This is a genomic window from Endozoicomonas atrinae, assembly GCF_001647025.1.
GTDB lineage: Bacteria > Pseudomonadota > Gammaproteobacteria > Pseudomonadales > Endozoicomonadaceae > Endozoicomonas > Endozoicomonas atrinae.
In genome coordinates, this window is sequence record NZ_LUKQ02000472.1 from 1 (window position 1) to 2,166 (window position 2,166).

Sequence of the window (2,166 nt, forward strand, 5' to 3'; positions counted from 1 at the left end):
CTGACACAGACCAACGGGTTACCATCGGAGGCGCTGAAGTATTGATAGATCGCATCAATGGCCTCCTGCTGATACCAGCGGAGTTCATAAGCCATTGGAGCCTCGCTTCATCTCTTCAATAATTTTGATCGCGGTGCGCTCGGCCTTTTTGCGCTCAAAGTACGTCGGGTTTCGGCCAAAGTGCTGATCTTCACGCCATGCTTTGTATTGCTCCCGAACTTCTTCCATCAAAGCATCGAGGATTCGATGGATGAATGCTTTATCAACAAACGGCACCTGCTTAAATTCTACTTTGAGAATATTGGAGCTTCTTCCCTCGCCATCAACAGTAATGTCATGCACCAAATCATCAGTCGTCGAATAGCACCTAACTTTCATCATCTGCCTCCCTTGCCTTGAGCATCCGGTCAGCGATGGTGTAGGAAAAGTTCACGGCCTGTTCGATGGTCGTGCCACGGTTAGCAGCAAACTCTCCAACCAGTGCGGCAATGGCAAACAGGTCACGGAGTTGAATAGTTTGGGTTTGAATGCTTTCTAATTGACCTTCCAGAAAATCAATGGTTTCACTGGTCGCAGCCTCGGCATAGCGGTCAAATGGCGAGTCATCCACTTTCATGTAGTGGGTTACTTGTGGATAAAACGCTCCGTCTTCAAACGTGGTAAAGCAAAAGCCGTTATCAGGGTGGTAGCCCACAATATCTAACTTTTCTGTTGGCGGGTTACTGGCCGGGATAAATCGATAGGTTTTGGTAATGTCCATTTGTTGCCGTCCTTTTTCAGTTCCTCAATTTTGAGGAACTGGAATTGATGTTTTGATGCCTTACCGATTTCTGAAGCGACCGACGATAGGATGTTCCTTGTAGCAACGGGAAATCTGCTTCGCCTCTTCTTCCACCAGTTCAGCGGCAGTCATAAAGTCCTCAATGTTGTATGAGCGGACTGGATAGCGCTCACCCTCTGCGGATTGGGTGATGTAATAGACGGGTGTCAGTTTGAAGTATCGGATGGTCTTTTTAACAAAGGAGAAGCTGTAAGGGATGAACTCCTGCAATACAGAAGCACAGGCGTAACCTTCTGGTGGTTCGGTCAAATGGATACGGTTGGTTGGGTCTTCCAGCTGGTATTCAATGTCGCTGATTCTTTGTTCTGCTGATGATAGACGTTCAGCATTGGTAGTAGGTGCATGATTCGGTTGTGCACTCCCGGTTTCGAGGTCAACCCAGCGTTGAATAACCGCAGATCGACGATTAACATCGTAGCCAGTAATAACCGTCATCGTTTCGTGAAAAGGCAGCTCATACTCAGTTTGCTCCCGATTCATCGAGTCAAAATAAATACGAGCAAATCTGCTCACATCTATTTCCAACTTTTCCAGCGTATTTTTTATGTCCCGTTTCACATCAACATGACGCTTTTCCACGATCTGAGCAATCTGCTGACTCGTCATGGTTTGCTCTGCCAGATTATTAAACGGAAGAGTGCTCTCGCCGTTCCTGGTGAATGCGATAATTTTGCTCATGCCACTTTCCTTCTTATTGGTTGGCTTCAATCGTTCCATCGAATTGATCTTTCAAACCGTTCAACTTCTCATCCGTCAAAAGGCTTTTGTCTTCTACAGCCTTGATCTCATGGGATGAGAACTGGCCTCTATCCGTCCCTGTCACAAATGCCTCGCCAGTGGATTTGAGGCGATACCGTATCCAGTACTCACCGCTATCAACGGGTTCTGCAAATTGCTCTAACAGGAAGGGGTTATAGAGGTGGAGCTCGCAGCCGGATTTTTGAACCGATACCGGGATCTCCTGATCGTGACGTACGCAGTGCCATTCACCATCAGCAATCGGAGTGCTGTGCATGCAGGTACGGCAGTTAACAGCGGGGGCTTCCTGACCATGGCAGATAGTGTGGTGGTTGCAGAACTTGCACTGATACCAGCTGGGATCGTCGCTGATTTTATTCAGGGGCCGGTCACTGGCGATAATGCACTCCGCTCGCTCTACCGTGGCCTTGCCAATGGCAGGGTCTAGCCGAACTCGCTCACCATACAGTTCATCCGTGTTTTTATTGACGGCAATATAGAAGGCTCGGGTCAGCTGCGGGTTGGCCAGATACATATACACCTGCATCTGGACAAAGTGTTCAGGCTTGGCTTCTTTTACCCCTTTG

4 protein-coding genes are annotated in these 2,166 nt (G+C 48.2%); all 4 read right to left on the reverse strand.

What is annotated here, in order from left to right:
* Positions 1 to 84: 84 nt before the first annotated feature.
* Positions 85 to 381, reverse strand: a complete 297-nt coding sequence (locus AK963_RS28030) for a hypothetical protein (protein WP_066018599.1) — start codon at positions 379 to 381, stop codon at positions 85 to 87.
* Positions 368 to 760: a hypothetical protein gene (locus AK963_RS28035; protein ID WP_066018600.1), complete on the reverse strand. Its 393-nt coding sequence runs from the start codon at positions 758 to 760 to the stop codon at positions 368 to 370. The genes AK963_RS28030 and AK963_RS28035 overlap by 14 nt, the downstream gene beginning before the upstream one ends.
* A gap of 60 nt (positions 761 to 820) precedes the next feature.
* The gene (locus AK963_RS28040) at positions 821 to 1,519 is read right to left on the reverse strand and encodes a Rha family transcriptional regulator (RefSeq protein WP_066018601.1); all 699 of its coding nucleotides are present in this window, start codon (positions 1,517 to 1,519) and stop codon (positions 821 to 823) included.
* A 13-nt stretch (positions 1,520 to 1,532) separates the two neighbouring features.
* A partial coding sequence (locus AK963_RS33855) for a hypothetical protein (protein ID WP_202969897.1) occupies positions 1,533 to 2,166 on the reverse strand: 634 nt, incomplete at its 5' end.

Excerpts from the sequence above, each read along its gene's own strand:
- AK963_RS28035 (WP_066018600.1), bottom strand. The coding sequence starts at position 760 with ATGGACATTACCAAAACCTATCGATTTATCCCGGCCAGTAACCCGCCA.
- AK963_RS28040 (WP_066018601.1), bottom strand. The coding sequence starts at position 1,519 with ATGAGCAAAATTATCGCATTCACCAGGAACGGCGAGAGCACTCTTCCG.
- AK963_RS28030 (WP_066018599.1), bottom strand. The coding sequence starts at position 381 with ATGATGAAAGTTAGGTGCTATTCGACGACTGATGATTTGGTGCATGAC.